The sequence below is a fragment of the Microbacterium sp. HSID17254 genome (assembly GCF_003989315.1).
GTDB lineage: Bacteria > Actinomycetota > Actinomycetes > Actinomycetales > Microbacteriaceae > Microbacterium.
In genome coordinates, this window is record NZ_RBLT01000041.1 from 1 (window position 1) to 14711 (window position 14711).

Here is a 14711-nt window from a genome sequence, read left to right on the forward strand (position 1 = left end):
GACCGGCTGCTGGACGCGCTCGAGGCCGCGGCGACCGCCCTCGGTCCGGGCCTGCGCGGCGAGGCCGCGGTCGGCGACGCCTCGGCCGTGTTCGCCGACCCGCCGACCCAGCTCTTCGACCTCGTGGACCACACCGACCGGATCATCGGCCGCCTCCCCGTGCGGATCACCCCCCGCCCCTCGCGCCCGACCGGGGCCGCCCGCCGCCTGCACCCCCTCGCGCCTGGCGGGATGCCGCTGGCGGTGGTGGACAGCCGCACCCGACACACCTCCGCCCCCGCTATCTCATCGGCCGCCTCGCCGTGCGGATCACCCACCGCCCCGCGCGCCCGACCGGGGCCGACGGCCGCCTGCACCGCATCGCGGGTGTCGAGATGGAGCTGACGGTGGAGATCGGCCGCACCCGCATGGCCGTCCGCGACGTGCTCGACCTCGAGCCCGGTCGCATCGTCGAGCTCGATCGCTCCGCGGGCGCTCCCGCCGACGTCAAGCTCAACGGCCGCACGATCGCGCACGGCGAGGTCGTCGTCGTCGATCAGGACTACGCGGTGCGGATCACCCGCATCCTCGAGAACGTCGAGGCCTGACCCTGGACGACCTCCTGCTCGCGCTGCGGGTCGGGCTGTCGCTCGCCGCCGTCCTCGGGCTGCTCTGGTTCCTGCAGCGCCGGGTCTCGAAGACCCAGGCGCGGCGCCGCGACGCCGAGGCGATCACGGTGCTCGGGCGGCAGGGCATCGGTCCGAAGGCGCAGCTCGTGGTCGTGCAGACCGACGACGCCCGCTACGTGCTCGGGGTCACCGAGCACGGTGTGAGCGTGGTCGACCGCCTTCCCCTGCGGCCGGAGCCCGCGGACTCAGAGGTCGGGCACCCGCCGGCCACCCGCACGGCCGACGACGCCGAGTTCGACCGCATCCTCGCCGCCGCCGCACTCACGAGCGCACCGCCGGCGGTCGCCCCGGCACCGGAGCTCCGTCGTCGCGTGCGGCACCGCAACGACCCGCTCCGCGGCTCCATCCTCTCCCCCGACACCTGGCGGCAGACCGCCGAGGCCCTCCGGCGCGCACGATGACCGCGACCCGTGCCGTCGATCGCGGTCGCGCCTCGCGGCTGCTCGTCCTCGTCGCGGTCGCGATCCTCCTCGCCGTCGTCCTCGTCGCCCTCTCCGGCACCGCCGCGCACGCGGAGGTCACCCCGGACGACGGCGAGGGCGTGACGATCGACATCAACGGCATCGACGGCGGCCCGTCCGGCTCGATCCTCACCCTCCTGGGGATCACGCTGCTGTCGGTGGCCCCCGCGCTGCTGCTGATGATGACGTCGTTCACGAAGATCTTCGTCGTCCTCGCCATGACCAGGAACGCGCTGTCCCTCCCGACGATCCCGCCGAACCAGGTGCTCGCGGGCCTGTCGCTGTTCCTCTCGCTGTTCATCATGTGGCCCGTGCTGACCGAGATCAACACGCTCGCCGTGCAGCCGTACGTCGACGGGGCGCTCACGTTCACGCAGGCCGTGGACGTCGGGCAGGCCCCCCTGCGGGAGTGGATGCTGCACTACACGCGCGAGGAGGACCTCGCGCTGATGACCCGGATGGCCGGGCAGGACAATCCGGAGGACGCCGCGAGCGTGCCGATGTACACGCTCATCCCCGCGTTCATGATCTCGGAGCTGCGGGCCGCCTTCATCATCGGCTTCGTGATCTTCGTGCCGTTCCTCGTGATCGACCTCGTCGTGGCGGCGGCGCTGATGTCGATGGGCATGATGATGCTCCCACCGGTCATGATCTCGCTGCCGTTCAAGATCCTGCTGTTCATCCTCGTCGACGGGTGGGGGCTCATCATCAAAGCGCTCCTGGAGAGCTACGGAGGTGTGGGATGAGTCCCGAAGCCGTCCTCGACATCGGTGCCCAGGGGCTGCTGATCGCCGCCAAGCTCGCCGCCCCGATGCTCATCACCGCGCTCGTGGTGGGCTTCGCGATCTCGCTGCTGCAGTCCATCACCCAGGTGCAGGAGGTGACGCTGTCGTTCGTGCCGAAGATCGTCGCGGTGGGCATCGCCCTGCTCATCGCGGGGAACTGGATGATCGCCGAGATCATCGCCTTCACGAACGAGATGTTCGCCCGCATCCCGTCGCTGCTGAGCGGATGAGCCCGTGTTCATCCCGATCGACTTCGCGTGGCTGGAGGCCACCCTGCTCGCCGCCGTGCGCATCACGGCGTTCATCATGATCGCCCCGCCGTTCTCGTACGGCGCGATCCCGGTGCGTGTGAAGGCGATGCTCTCGATCGGACTGTCGCTCGCGGTGGGGGCTGCCGTCGCGCCCGGGTACGAGAGCCTGGACACCGGGCCGTTCCTCGGTGCGCTCGTGATCCAGCTGCTCACCGGGGCCCTGCTCGGCTTCCTCGTGCTGCTGTGCTTCTCCGCGGTGCAGGCCGCGGGCAGCCTGATCGACGTGTTCGGCGGTTTCCAGCTCGCCCAGGCCTTCGATCCGGCGGCGATGGTCAACGGCGCGCAGTTCACCCGGCTCTTCCACCTCACCGCGCTGACGCTGCTCTTCGCCTCCGGCGGCTATCAGCTCATCCTCGCCGGGCTCGCCCGCAGCTTCGACGCGGTGCCGGTCGACGGCATCTTCCGCGTGGCGGGACCCGCCGAGCTGCTCGTCGACGGGGTGTCCCAGATGGTGCTGGCGGCCGTGCAGATCGCGGGTCCTCTCGTCCTCGTGCTCTTCCTCGCCGACGTCGGGCTCGGTCTCATCACGCGCGTGGCGCCGGCGCTCAACGCCTTCGCGATGGGCTTCCCCGTCAAGATCCTCCTCACGCTCCTGCTCGCGGGCGCCGTGTACGTCGCGTTCCCGGGAATCGTCGACGCCCTCGCCACCCAGGCGTTCCGCCTGATGCAGGGGGTGACACCGTGAGCGGCTCGGACAGCGGCGAACGCAGCGAGAAGGCCACCGAGAAGCACCTCCGGGAGGCCAGGCAGAAGGGCCGGATCGCCCGCAGTCAGGACCTCACGGCGTGGCTCGGCATCGGCGCCGCAGCCGTCATGATGCCCGCCGCCATCGCCGCGGGGACCGCCGCCGGCACCGAGCAGCTGGTGACCCTCGCCGGGCTCATGCAGGCGCCTTCTCCGGAGGCCGCGCTCGCCGCCCTCGGACGGGCCCTCGCCTCGGTGCTGCCCACGCTGGGCGCGCTGCTGGCCGCGGTCGCGATCGTGACGCTGTTCGGCGCGGTGGTGCAGGGCGGCGTGCACCTGCGGAAGCTGTCCGGGCGCTACGAGCAGTTCAACCTCGTCTCCGGCGTGCGGCGGGTGTTCGGCCTGCAGGCGCTGTGGGAGGGGGCGAAGGCGCTCCTGAAGACGGCCGCCATCGCCCTCGCCCTGTGGGTCGTCATCTCCGGGCTCATGCCCGTGCTCACGGCGAGCGGCGCGCACTCCGTGTCGCGGCTGCTCGGCACCGCGGCGGACGGCACCGCGGCCCTGCTGCAGACCGCCATCGCCGTGGGTCTGGTGCTCGCCGCGATCGACCTGTTCGTCGTGATGCGCCGCAACCGCAAGCACACGCGCATGACCAAGCGCGAGGTGCGCGACGAGAACAAGAACTCCGAGGGCGACCCGCTCATCCGGCAGCAGCGCCGGTCGCGTCAGCTCGCGGTGAGCCGCAACCGCATGATCGCCGCGGTCGCCGGCTCCGACGTCGTGGTCGTCAACCCCACGCACATCGCCATCGCGCTCGAATACGACCCCGGCACGTCCGCCCCGCGGGTCGTCGCGAAGGGCAGCGGCGTCATCGCCGAGCGGATCCGCGAGAAGGCGCTCGAGTCCGGCGTCCCCCTCGTCCGCGACATCAGCCTCGCTCGCGCTCTGCACGCCGCGTGCGAGCTGGGCCAGGAGATCCCCGAAGACCTCTACAACGCCGTGGCACGGGTCCTCGTGTTCGTCGACGCGCTGCGGCGCCGAGGCGCCGCCCGCGGCATCCACTCGCTCCCCTACCGGAGGACCGTATGAAGAAGCTCCTCACCACGCTCGGGGTGCCGATCGGCGTCGTCGGCATCATCATGCTGCTCGTCGTCCCGGTGCCGCCGTTCCTGCTCGACGTGCTGATCATCCTCAACATCATGTTCGCGCTGGTGATCCTGCTGACGTCGATGTTCGTGAAGAAGCCGCTCGACTTCTCGGTGTTCCCCTCGCTGCTGCTCGTGGCGACGCTGTTCCGGCTCGGGCTCAACGTCGCCTCCACCCGCCTCGTCCTCGGCGAGGCGTACGCGGGACAGGTGATCGAGGCGTTCGGGGCGATCGCGGTGGGCGGCTCGCTCATCATCGGCGCCGTCGTGTTCCTCATCCTCGTCGTGATCCAGTTCGTCGTGGTGACGAAGGGCGCGGAGCGCGTGGCCGAGGTGGGCGCCCGGTTCACGCTCGACGCGATGCCGGGCAAGCAGATGGCCATCGACGCCGACCTCAACGCCGGCCTCATCAGCGACACCGAAGCCCGCGAGCGCCGGGCGGAGGTCGCCGCCGAGTCCGACTTCTACGGCGCGATGGACGGCGCCTCGAAGTTCGTCAAGGGCGACGCGATCGCCGGGCTCGTGATCATCATCATCAACCTCGTCGGCGGCATCGCGATCGGCCTCGTCCAGCACGGCATGTCGATCGACCAGGCGGTGAGCACCTACAGCCTGCTCACGATCGGCGACGGCCTCGTCACCCAGATCCCCGCGCTGCTCATGGCGGTCTCGACCGGCATGATCGTCACCCGCTCGACCGCCGAGGCCGAGATGGGATCGGCCGCATCGACGCAGCTCGGCCAGTCGCGCAACGCCCTCATCATCGCGGGGTCCGCGGCCATCGTCATGGCGCTCATCCCGCACATGCCGATGCTCCCCTTCCTGGTGATCGGCGCCCTGCTGCTGCTCATCGCCCAGCGCATCACCGCGACCCGCAAGCGGGAGGAGGCGGAGGCGGCGCAGGCACCCGCTCCCGCGCCGGTGGACCAACCGGAGGAGCTCATCGAGCGCATGCGGGTGCACCCCCTCGAGATCCTCCTCGCCCCGGACATCGTGGATCTGGTGACCGGCGGCCCCGACGACCTCCTCGCGAGGGTCAAGGCGCTGCGGCGGCGCATCGCGCTCGACCTCGGTCTGGTCACCCCGCCCGTGCGCACCAGGGACAGCATCGAGCTTCCCCAGGCGACCTACGTCATCCGCATCGCGGGCGTCGAGACCGGGCGGGGCACCGCGCCGACCGGGTCGGTGCTGGCGCTCGGACAGGGCCTGGACAGCCTGCCGGGGACCGCCGCCCTCGACCCCGTGTTCGGTCTCGAGGGCAAGTGGATCCCGATGGAGATGCGCCACAGCGCCGAGTTCGCCGGAGCCACGGTGATCGACCGGGCGAGCGTCATCATCACCCACCTGTCGAGCGTGATCCAGACGCACGCCGCCCGCCTGCTCAGCCGCGAGGACGTGCGTCAGCTCACCGACGCCCTGAAGCAGGTCTCTCCCTCGGCGGTCGAGGAGCTCACCCCCGCGCTGCTGTCGCTCGCGGAGGTCCAGCGGGTGCTGCAGGGGCTGCTCGCCGAACGGGTGCCGATCAACGACCTCAGCCGCATCTACGAGGCGCTCGCGCTCCGTGCGAAGACCTCCACCGACCCGGAGGGACTGATCGAGGCCGCCCGTGCCGCCCTGGGACCGGCCATCGCCTCCCGCTTCGCGGAGGACGGCACCCTCCGAGTCGTCATGATCGCCCCGCTGCTGGAACAGGCGATGCTGGAGAGTCTCCGTCCCGGCGACGAGGGCTCGCAGATCGTCTTCGACCCGCCGCGGATGGAAGCGGTGATCGCGTCGGTGAAGCAGGCCGTGGCGACGCCGACGGACGGCGGCGAACCGGTGCTCGTCTGCGCCCCCTCGCTGCGTCCCGCCGTGCGGCGGCTGGTGTCGGCGCAGACCGACGGCCTCCCCGTCCTCTCCTACAGCGAGGCGACCGCCGCTCCCCTCACGATCGAGACGATCGGCGTGGTCCGCGACTCCTCCACCGCGTCGCTCGGGGCCGCCCCCGCCGCACCAGTAGGCTGAACGAATGCTGGTGTTGACGAGGCGGATCGGTGAGAGCGTGCGCATCGACGGCGAGATCGAGGTCACGCTGCTCGACATCAAGGGCGACAGCGTGCGCATCGGCGTCAAGGCCCCGCGGGAGACCCGGATCCAGCGCACCGAGATCATCGAGGCCGTCGTCGCCGAGAACGTCTCCGCCGCCGCCGACACCGACGCGAGCGCCGCGGATGCGATCTCCGCGGCACTCGCGCGGGGGCGCGAGAAGCAGACCCCCTAGTCCCCGCGGGCCGGCGTCGTCGCGGCGCGGCGCGCCGCCGCGTTCCGCACGGCGTGCAGGGTCGCCGCCAGCACGGAGCGGTCGCGGCCGGCCGCCCATCCCGAACGCGCGCCGTCGCGGTACTCGATCAGAGTGAGCGCGTCGCTGTCCGGGCCCGTTCCGATGCTCGTCTGGTGCAGACTCAGGATCTCGACGGGCAGACCGATTGCCGCGAGCGCCGTGCCCAGCGCCTCCACCGGACCGACGCCGTCGTGGCGGGTCCGCGTCTCGACGCCGTCGGCATGGAGCGTGATCGTCGTGCACCCTCCCGCGACGTCGGCATCCGCCCGCAGCTTCAGCGGTCCCGTGTCCGCGCTCGCGAGGTAGGCGGCGTGGAAGATGTCCCACACCTCCGCGGCCGTGACCTCGCGTCCCGTCTGCTCGGTGCGCCGCTGGACGTGACGAGCGAGGTCGATCTGCAGGCGCCGCGGCAGCTCGATCCCATAGGCGTCTTCCAGCAGGTACGCGATGCCGCCCTTCCCGGACTGCGAGTTGACGCGGATCACGGCGTCGTAGCTACGGCCGATGTCCGCCGGGTCGATGGGCAGATACGGCACGCGCCATTCGATCTCGTCCTCGGGGCGGCCCTCCTCCGCGGCACGGGCGCGATGCTCCGCGAACCCTTTCCGGATGGCGTCCTGATGGGTGCCCGAGAAGGCGGTGTGCACGAGGTCGCCGGCATACGGGTGCCGCGCGTGGATGTCGATGCCGTTGCAGTGCGCGACGGTCCGGCGGATCTCGTCGATGTCGGAGAAGTCGATCATCGGATCGACCCCCTGCGCGTGGAGGTTGAGGGCGAGGGTCACGAGGTCGACGTTGCCGGTGCGCTCCCCGTTGCCGAAGAGGCACCCCTCGACCCGCTGCGCACCGGCGAGGACGGCGAGTTCCGCGCAGGCGACGCCGGTACCGCGGTCGTTGTGCGGATGCACGGAGAGGATGACCCCGTCGCGACGCCCGAGGTTGCGGTGCATGTACTCGATCTGGTCCGCGTAGACGTTCGGGGTCGCGACCTCGACGGTCGCCGGCAGGTTCAGGATCACGGGACGCTCGGGGGTCGCGTCCCACAGGGTCGTCATCACCCCGCACACGTCGAGGACGAAGTCCGGCTCGGTGAGGGTGAACACCTCGGGAGAGAACTCGAAGCGGACGTTGTCGAGGTCTCCCGCCAAGCGGAGCACGTCCTGCCCGCCCGTGAGGATCAGCGCCCTCAGCCCCTCCCTGTCCTGGCCGAGGACGACATCGCGCCACGTCGGCGCCGTGGCGGTGTACATGTGGATGACGACGGGGTTCCGGATGCCGCGCACGGACTCGACGGTCCGCTCGATCAGGTCACGCCGCGCAGGCGTGAACACCACGATCGTCACGTCGGCAGGAGCGAGGTCGGTCTCGGCGAGGAGCCGGACGAAGTCGTAGTCCGTCCGGGAGGCCGAGGGGTATCCGACCTCGATCTCCTTGTAGCCCATCGCGACCATGAGCTCGAAGAAGCGCCGCTTGCGGGCCGGGTCCATGGGCTCGGCCAGCGCCTGGTTCCCGTCCCGGAGATCCACAGGGACCCACAGGGGGGCCTGGGTCAGTCGCGCGCTCGGCCAGGTCCGCGTCTGCAGCGGCACGGCGACACGGGAGTACACGTCTCGATAGCGATGCGAGGGCATCTGCGAGGGCCGCTGCCTGTTCCAGTGCGGAGCGTCGTCGGGGAGGGCGCCGGACGGGGTGGCGAGGGTCGGGAAGGCGCGGGATGGGGTCATGATCGGGTTCCTGTTCGGATCGCGAGGAAGGCGACCGGCGCGTCCTGCTCCCCACGACGGGGAGCCGGTCTGACTAGACCCCGTCGTGGCGACGAAGGAGGAGGAACCGGGATGTGCGCATAGGGAGAACCTAGCACAACTCCTCAGACAAGCAGAGCAGTCGAGTCACCTGCGAGAATGGACCCATGACGACCGTGCGCCGCGAATCCCTCGCCGAACAGGCCGCCGAGCTGCTCCTCGCCCGGATCGGAGCCGGCGAATGGGAGGTCGGCGGGAAGCTGCCCGGCGAGACGACGCTCGCTCCGCAGCTCGGCGTGGGTCGCTCGACGGCCCGCGAGGCGATCCGCATCCTGGCCGGGCGCGGTGTGCTCGCCACCCGCCAGGGCGCGGGCGTCTTCGTCACGGCCGTCGAGCCCGCCCCGACCTGGGATGCCGTCCTCGACCGCGCCGACATCATCGCGGTCCTCGAGGCCCGCACCGCGATCGAAGTCGAGGCCGCGGCGCTCGCTGCGGAGCGCCGGACCGCGGCCGACCTGGACGAGCTGAGGCGCACGCTCGCCGAACGCGACCGTCGACGCACGGACATCCGCGCGCACGTCGAGGCGGACATGGCCTTCCACCGGGCCGTCGTCGTCGCCTCCGGCAATCCCGTGCTGCGAGAGCTGTTCGACGGCTTCGCCCCTCGCTCGCTGCAGGCCATGATCGACATGCTGCGCATCCGCGGCCATCACGGCGACGCCGCCGACCAGGACGCGCACGGGCGTATCGGCGATGCGATCGCCGCGCGCGACCCCCGGACAGCCGGCGCCCTGACCCGCGAGCACCTCGATACGGTGAAGAGGCTGTTCGGCTGACGCCGGAAGGCGAGCTCAGACGGCGGTCAGATCCGACTCCTGCGCCCGTTTCCACTGATCCCCGCCGGCGTCGCGCGCCCGTTCCGCCGCGGATGCCGCCGCCGCGACGAGTGTGTCGTAGTCGTATCCCGCGACGGCTGCGGTCGCCCAGCCGATGCTGGCGGAGGAGCGGATCCCGCTCGCAGGCGCCTCCAGATCGATGATCGACACGGATGCCAGGATCGCCCGCAGGTGGAACCGCACCGCCTCGTCGCTTCCGTGGATGATGACGATCGCGCGGTCGTCGGCGACCCGCTCCGCATCGGCTGTCGCCGGAAGCGCGTCGCCGATGTCCGCGTGGAACCGATCGGCGATGCGTCGGAAGCCGGCGCTGCTCGACGCCTCGCGGAGGTCGGTGGGGTCGTCCAGGCGGATGTCGAGGATCGACCAGGCGGGGTCCTTCTGCGCTGACGCCTTGCGAAGCCGCTCCCTGGCGCGCTCCGCCGCGCCGTCCGTCCCGGGCGTCGCGCTCTCCACCCGCACGAGGAGCACGAGGGTGAAGGCTGCGCACGTGCTCACGACGATCGTCCCGACCGCGTTCATCCCGCGCAGCGCGCTGAGCTGCTCCTCCGTGCTCACGCCTCCCGAGACGAGGGCGGAGCCGGCGCTCACGACGGCGACCACGACGAAGCCGCACGCGGCGAGCGCGAGAGGCAGCACGATGTCCCGCGACGCCGGCTGCCCTCGGAGCAGCTCCCAGGCGAGCAGGCCGGCGAAGACCGCCATCGCCAGGAAGACGACGTGGAAGACCGGCAGATACCAGCGCGTGCCCGCCGTGAGGATCAGCGCCGTGGGGACGCCGACGAGCGCGAGGACGACCGGCAGCCAGGGCGCTGACCGTCCGAAGTGCATCCGCACCCCGAGCCACACGAGCGGCACGAAGGAGACGACGATCGCGGAGGCGGCCGCGCGGAGCACGGGGCTGCCGGTGTGGTGACCGGCCAACCAGAGGTAGGCGCCGAGCATCCCGATGCCGAAGGCGACGCCCCAGACGATGGTCGCCCTGCTCGGCCGCGCCAGGGTGGCGAGACCGACGACGATCGCGGTGAGCACGGTCACCACGGCCACCATGCTCGTGGTGACGTCGACGCTGACGGGCACGAGCGGCGTCATACGGGGTCCTCTCTCATTCGTCGGGGGAAGCGGACGGTGACGGTGGTCCCGACGTCCACCTCGCTCGCCACAAGGATGGCGCCGCCGTGCGCGACCACGATGTCCCGCGCGATGCCCATGCCGAGACCGGTGCCGGCGATGCCGCCGCGCACGGCGCTGTCCGCGCGGAAGTAGGGCTCGAACAGCCGCGGCAGCTCCTCCTCGGCGATGCCGATCCCGGTGTCCGCCACGGTGACCTCGGCGTGTCCGTCCGACTCCGCCAGCCGCACCGTGATCCGCCCGCCCCCCGGCGTGTACTTCACGGCGTTGCCCAGGAGGTTGTCCAGCACCTGACGCAGCCGGAACGCGTCGCCCGTGATCACCATCCGCTCGGCCCCGTGGAGGACGAGTTCCTGCCGCGCGGCCCCCATCAGGGGCGCGAACGACGCGGCCGACTCCTCGACGACCACGCGCAGGTCCACCGGCTCGAAGGGGTCGTGCGAGACCCGCCCCGTCTGGGCCTGCATGCTCGTGACGAGATCCTGCAGCCGCTCCCCCGCGTCCGCGATAACCTCGATCTGCGCGGGCACGCGGCCGGGGAGGTCGTCGCGCTCGCGCAGGAGCTCGACGTGGCCGATGATCGCGGTCAGCGGGTTGCGCAGCTCGTGGGAGATCACGGCGGTCAGCGCCCGCCGCTCCTCGGCGGCCTCCAGGAGCGCGGTGACGTCGTCGATGACGACGAGGGTGATGCGCTCCCCCTCCCGGGCTCCGGCGATGGGCTGCGTGGTCACGGCCAGGGCGTGCCACTGCCCTGCCCCGTCGTACAGCCACACCCGCTCCTCCCGCATCGACTCCCCCGCGGCAGCCCGCGCCAGCGTCGTGCGCTCCGGGGTCAGAGCCGTCCCGCGCCGGGCGTCGTACTCGACGGACGCCGACGGGAGCGCCGCGCCGAAGCGGTCACGGCCGTAGAGGGTGCGGTAGGCGTCGTTCATCTGCAGGATGCGGCCCGCGGAGGTGACCACGACCAGCGCGATGCGCAGCGCGTCGATGACCTGCGTGACGCGCTCCTGGTTCGTCTCGGCCCGCTCCGCCGCCCGGTTCACCTGCTCGGAGCGGCGCTGCAGGAGCCGCCGTGCCGCGCCGGAGCGCTGGGCGCCGATGCGGACCGTCACGCCGAGGAAGCTCAGGGTGATGACGACCGTGAGCACGCGCAGCAGCACGTCCTCCGGCGGGCCGGAGCGGTCCGAGAAGAACACCAGGCAGCCGCCGCTGAGCGCGATGCCGACGAACACCCAGGGCATCGAGAAGTAGGTCGCCAGCCAGACCACGGGGAAGACCCAGAGGAAGCCGAGCCGGAGATCCGGCACGTTCGTCGTCAGTCCGACCCCGAGCACGTCGAGCAGCGGGAGGACCGTCACCGCCGTGCGCGGCAGACGTCGCCACGGGACCATGAGCGCCACCAGGGTGGTGACGACGATGAGGCCGATCCCCCCGATGAACAGCGGGATCGCGAGGGTCTGCGGCTTGAAGCCCGCGACCATCACCACGATGGCGACGATGCTCGCGGTGAACACCAGCTGCCACCGCCAGATCGAGACCGTGCGGATCATCAAGGTCCGCCTCCCGGTCGATCCTCAGCATTCACGCAAGATTACTCAAAGATCGTCACATCTCGCTCTTCAGGAGGCGTTCGCGCCCTACGATTCTGAGTGGGAGCCGACGCTGCGACTGGGGATTTCGCAGAAGCTGGGGCCGCGCGAGTGGGGATTCGCAGGCATCCGGGGCCGCGGTGGGGGAGCCGCGGCCTCGACCCCTCCCGTCAGGGGCGCCGATCGTCGGACGTGAGGCGGTATCCGACGCCACGCACCGTCTCGATGTAGCGAGGGGCGGTGGGACTGTCGCCGAGCTTCCGACGCAGATTGGCCATGTGCGTCTCGATCGCCCGCTTGTCGGGTTCGCTTACCCGATCGAAGGCGTCGCCGGAGGCTCCGCGCAGTCCGAGCGCGAGGTCGGCTTTGCTGCAGACCCGGCGGCCGGCCTCGAGGAGCGCCGCGAGCAGGTCGAACTCGGTGGGGGTGAGTTCGACGGGGCGCTGGGCGACGAGCACGAGGCGCGTGTCGAGGTCGAGACTGAGGTCACGGTGCACGAGCCCTCGCCACGTGGCCACGGTGGCATCGGCGGCGGCACCGGCCGGGAGCGCGGCACTCGGGGCGGGTGAGGCCGCGGGCACGGGGGTCGAAGCCGCCGGGACCTGCGCGGCGGCGAGAGGGAGCGGGTCCGTCGCCGGGGTGCGGGTGCGCCGGAGGAGCGCCTCGATCCGGGCACGCAGCTCGCGCGGCCGGAAAGGCTTCACCAGGTACTCGTCGGCACCGGAGGTGAGGCCGAGCACCACGTCCGACTCGTCGGCCAGGGCGGACAGCATGATGATGAAGGTGTCGCTGACCTGTCGGATGCGCCGCGCGACCTCGAAGCCGTCGATGCCGGGGAGGTTGATGTCGAGCGTGGTGATGATCGGACGGTGCGCCGCGACCGCCGCGAGCCCCTCCGGCCCGGAGCCGGCCAGCACGGTGCGGAACCCCGCGGCGAGGAACACCTCGTCCAGCAGCGACCGGACCCCGGGGTCGTCCTCGATGATGACCGCGACCAGCGGCTCCCCCGCCGTCACGCGCGCTCCTCACGGGTGATCGTGACGACGCGAGGCGCGTCGGCGTCGAGTTCCGACGGGTCGAGGGCGTCGTCCTCGCCGGCACCGACGGGGCGTTCGATCTCGATGTCCCACCAGGCGTCGGCGAGCTCCTCCGCCATACCGCGGCCCCATTCCACGACCACGACCGATCGCTCCAGGTCGAGGTCGAGGTCGTCGAGTTCCGCCGCGGAGCCGAGGCGATAGGCGTCGACGTGCACGAGCGGCGCGCGGCCGACGACCGACGGATGCGTGCGGGCGATCACGAACGTGGGGCTCTGCACGGGACCGCGCACCCCGAGGCCCTCGGCCAGGCCGCGGGTGAACGTGGTCTTGCCCGCCCCCAGCGGCCCGGTGAGGATCAGGAGGTCGCCCGGCTCGAGCTGCTCGCCGATGCGCAGGCCGAGCTGCTCCATCTCCTCGGAGGTGGAGATCCGGCGGCGTCCGAGGAACGCGGGGTCCAGGCTCACGTCGTCCTCCGCGGCACCCGGTGACCGATGCGGGTGACGATCTCGTAGCCGATCGTGCCAGCGGCCTCCGCCCAATCCGTGGCTGACGGCACGCCGAGGGTCGGATCCCCGAACAGGGTGACCTCGTCACCGACACCCACCGGCGCATCCCCGACGTCCACGACGAACTGATCCATCGCGATCCGTCCGACGTTCGTGTAGCGGCGCCCTCCGATCGACACGGGCAGGCGTCCTGAGGCGCTGCGGGGCACGCCGTCGGCATAACCGAGGGGCACGAGCGCCAGGGTGGTCTCGCGGTCGGTGCGGTGCACGTAGTCGTAGGAGACCCCGGTACCGGCGGGAACACGACGGACGGCCGCCACCGCCCCGCGCAGGGTCATGGCCGGGCGCAGACCCAGTTCCGCGGAGGAGCGGTCGTCGAAGGGCGAGAGGCCGTACGTGCCGATGCCGATGCGGACGGCGTCCAGCCGTGTCTCAGGCAGGTCGATCGCGGCGGCCGTGGCGGCGATGTGGCGGATCTCCGGGCGTACGCCGAGCGCCGCGGCCTGCGCCACACCCTCCTCGAACCGGGCGAGCGCGGCGCGGTCGTCGGCCGGCGAGGCGTTGGAGAGGTGCGAGAAGAGGCCCACGATGCGCAGGCGGCCGATGCGCTCCAGCCGGGCGGCCTCGGCGAGCACCGTCCCCCAGTCGTCGGGAGCGATGCCGTTGCGTGACAGCCCGGTCTCGAGCTTCAGGTGCACGGCGACCGGGCGGTCCGCGGACGCGGCGGCGGCGGCCGCCTGCAGCTGGTCGTACGACGAGATGCCGACCTCGACCCCTTCCGCAGCCGCCTCCAGGAACCGCTCCCCCGGGGCGTGCAGCCAGGCCACCACAGGCGCGTGCACGCCCTGACGCCGCAGTTCCAGCGCCTCCGGGATCTCGGCCACGCCGAGCCGCGTCGCACCGGCGGAGAGCGCGGCCACGGCGGTCGCGGCGGCGCCGTGGCCGTAGGCGTTGGCCTTGACGACGACGAGCACCTCGACTCCGGTGAGCCGGCGGAAGTGCCGCACGTTGTCGGCGATCGCATCGAGGTCGATCGTGGCCTCGCGGAACGGGACGGTCACAGCGGGGCTCCTTCGGCGACGACGAACGCGGCGGCGAGGCCGGCATCGTGGGTGAGGGTGAGATGCAGCGTGCGGATGCCGCGCTCCTCGACGACCGCGGCGGTGGATCCGGACAGCACGAAGTGCGGCTTTCCGGAGGCCTCCGAGGCGATCTCGATCTCGGTCCAGTGCACGCCGTCGGAGCCGCCGAGCGCCTTGATCAGCGCTTCCTTCGCGGCATATCGCGCGGCCAGAGACGGCAGCCGGAGCTCCCGTTCGGACGGAGCGAACAGCCGCTCGCGCAGGCGAGGGGTGCGGGTCATCGTGCGCTCGAACCTCGGGATGTCCACGAGGTCGATGCCGGTGCCGATGATCACGCGTTCAGCCTACTCG

General features: G+C 71.6%; 15 protein-coding genes and 1 pseudogene. 9 read left to right on the forward strand and 7 right to left on the reverse strand.

Annotated features, from left to right (window positions below; translation table 11 throughout):
* The 8 genes and pseudogenes from fliN to csrA form a co-directional block, all read left to right on the forward strand.
* Positions 1-587 (forward strand): annotated as a pseudogene (gene fliN, locus D8M34_RS19215) (flagellar motor switch protein FliN); the annotation flags it as partial.
* Between the two features lie 71 nt (positions 588-658).
* A complete protein-coding gene (locus D8M34_RS15570) occupies positions 659-1069 on the forward strand; it encodes a flagellar biosynthetic protein FliO (RefSeq protein ID WP_238695681.1) in 411 nt (136 codons plus the stop codon).
* Positions 1066-1875 carry a flagellar type III secretion system pore protein FliP gene (gene fliP, locus D8M34_RS15575; RefSeq protein ID WP_126894441.1) on the forward strand — a complete coding sequence of 270 codons (810 nt, stop codon included), beginning with the start codon at positions 1066-1068 and terminating at the stop codon, positions 1873-1875. Before D8M34_RS15570 ends, fliP begins: the two co-directional genes overlap by 4 nt.
* Entirely contained in the window at positions 1872-2144 is a 273-nt protein-coding gene (gene fliQ / locus D8M34_RS15580; protein WP_025104366.1) for a flagellar biosynthesis protein FliQ, read from the forward strand. The genes fliP and fliQ overlap by 4 nt, the downstream gene beginning before the upstream one ends.
* Positions 2145-2148: 4 nt before the next feature.
* Positions 2149-2910 (forward strand): flagellar biosynthetic protein FliR, encoded by a 762-nt coding sequence (locus tag D8M34_RS15585; RefSeq protein ID WP_025104367.1) that lies wholly within the window; start codon positions 2149-2151, stop codon positions 2908-2910.
* Positions 2907-3998, forward strand: a complete 1092-nt coding sequence (locus D8M34_RS15590) for an EscU/YscU/HrcU family type III secretion system export apparatus switch protein (protein WP_025104368.1) — start codon at positions 2907-2909, stop codon at positions 3996-3998. The genes D8M34_RS15585 and D8M34_RS15590 overlap by 4 nt, the downstream gene beginning before the upstream one ends.
* Positions 3995-6058: a flagellar biosynthesis protein FlhA gene (locus D8M34_RS15595; protein WP_025104369.1), complete on the forward strand. Its 2064-nt coding sequence runs from the start codon at positions 3995-3997 to the stop codon at positions 6056-6058. Before D8M34_RS15590 ends, D8M34_RS15595 begins: the two co-directional genes overlap by 4 nt.
* 4 nt (positions 6059-6062) lie before the next feature.
* Positions 6063-6314, forward strand: coding sequence for a carbon storage regulator CsrA (gene csrA / locus D8M34_RS19785; RefSeq protein WP_060922132.1), 252 nt, complete (start codon positions 6063-6065; stop codon positions 6312-6314).
* Here the strand turns inward: csrA and D8M34_RS15605 are convergent.
* Positions 6311-8098 (reverse strand): 2-isopropylmalate synthase, encoded by a 1788-nt coding sequence (locus tag D8M34_RS15605; protein ID WP_126894442.1) that lies wholly within the window; start codon positions 8096-8098, stop codon positions 6311-6313. The two genes, csrA and D8M34_RS15605, sit on opposite strands and share 4 nt — an antisense overlap.
* A 185-nt stretch (positions 8099-8283) precedes the next feature.
* Between D8M34_RS15605 and D8M34_RS15610 the strand changes: the two genes are divergently transcribed.
* The gene (locus D8M34_RS15610; RefSeq protein WP_025104372.1) at positions 8284-8952 is read left to right on the forward strand and encodes a FadR/GntR family transcriptional regulator; all 669 of its coding nucleotides are present in this window, start codon (positions 8284-8286) and stop codon (positions 8950-8952) included.
* 15 nt (positions 8953-8967) lie between these two features.
* Here the strand turns inward: D8M34_RS15610 and D8M34_RS15615 are convergent, their stop codons facing one another.
* From D8M34_RS15615 to D8M34_RS15640, 6 genes are all read right to left on the reverse strand, one after another.
* Positions 8968-10104, reverse strand: a complete 1137-nt coding sequence (locus D8M34_RS15615) for a hypothetical protein (protein WP_025104373.1) — start codon at positions 10102-10104, stop codon at positions 8968-8970.
* Positions 10101-11693: a sensor histidine kinase gene (locus D8M34_RS15620; RefSeq protein ID WP_126894443.1), complete on the reverse strand. Its 1593-nt coding sequence runs from the start codon at positions 11691-11693 to the stop codon at positions 10101-10103. Before D8M34_RS15620 ends, D8M34_RS15615 begins: the two co-directional genes overlap by 4 nt.
* Before the next feature lie 209 nt (positions 11694-11902).
* Positions 11903-12748 (reverse strand): response regulator transcription factor, encoded by an 846-nt coding sequence (locus tag D8M34_RS15625; protein WP_062766247.1) that lies wholly within the window; start codon positions 12746-12748, stop codon positions 11903-11905.
* The gene (gene tsaE, locus D8M34_RS15630) at positions 12745-13236 is read right to left on the reverse strand and encodes a tRNA (adenosine(37)-N6)-threonylcarbamoyltransferase complex ATPase subunit type 1 TsaE (RefSeq protein ID WP_374460673.1); all 492 of its coding nucleotides are present in this window, start codon (positions 13234-13236) and stop codon (positions 12745-12747) included. Before tsaE ends, D8M34_RS15625 begins: the two co-directional genes overlap by 4 nt.
* Positions 13233-14339, reverse strand: coding sequence for an alanine racemase (gene alr / locus D8M34_RS15635; RefSeq protein ID WP_025104377.1), 1107 nt, complete (start codon positions 14337-14339; stop codon positions 13233-13235). Before alr ends, tsaE begins: the two co-directional genes overlap by 4 nt.
* Complete coding sequence (locus D8M34_RS15640; RefSeq protein WP_025104378.1) at positions 14336-14695, reverse strand: holo-ACP synthase; 360 nt, start codon at positions 14693-14695, stop codon at positions 14336-14338. Before D8M34_RS15640 ends, alr begins: the two co-directional genes overlap by 4 nt.
* Between the last annotated feature and the right edge of the window lie 16 nt (positions 14696-14711).